1 protein-coding gene is annotated in these 471 nt (G+C 50.3%); it reads left to right on the forward strand.

Annotation, left to right across the window (positions count from 1 at the left end; all coding sequences use genetic code 11):
- Positions 1-128: 128 nt before the first annotated feature.
- The coding region (locus ACTHUR_RS19915; protein WP_440400527.1) for a phage holin family protein at positions 129-471 on the forward strand (343 nt) is incomplete at its 3' end.

A 471-nucleotide genomic window follows, 5' to 3' on the forward strand; every position in this document is an offset into this window, starting at 1 on the left:
TTGTTGAACCGTCGTTAATGTGAATATGTTAAGGCCGTCTGAACAGGCGTGCACATGAAATCATGGATTTCATTGCGCCGTGCAGACGGCCTTAGCCTTATGTTTCCTAAGAAAAAAGGATAATCGAGATGGGAATTCGCCAGCGTTTTGAACATGGCAAGGCTTTGTTGAATCAGGGCGCGGATTTGCTGTTGCTGCGTTTGCAGGTATTGAGCTTGGATTTGACGCGTCAGGCGGAGAATGTGTTCCGTTTGGCGATTTGGCTGGTGTTGTCCGGCGCGCTGTTGATGGTGGGCTTGGTCGGTTTGCTGTTCGGATTGAACCGCGTGCTGACGGATGTTGCGGCTTTGTGGGTGTTTTTCGGCATTTTCTTCGTGAGTCTGCTGATTATTGCCGTATTGTTCCGCAAAGTATCGGCAGATTATCGGGAGCAGGGCAGTCGCGTGGCTGAGACCTTGCAGGATATTCGAT

This window comes from Neisseria sp. P0021.S007 (genome assembly GCF_051956855.1).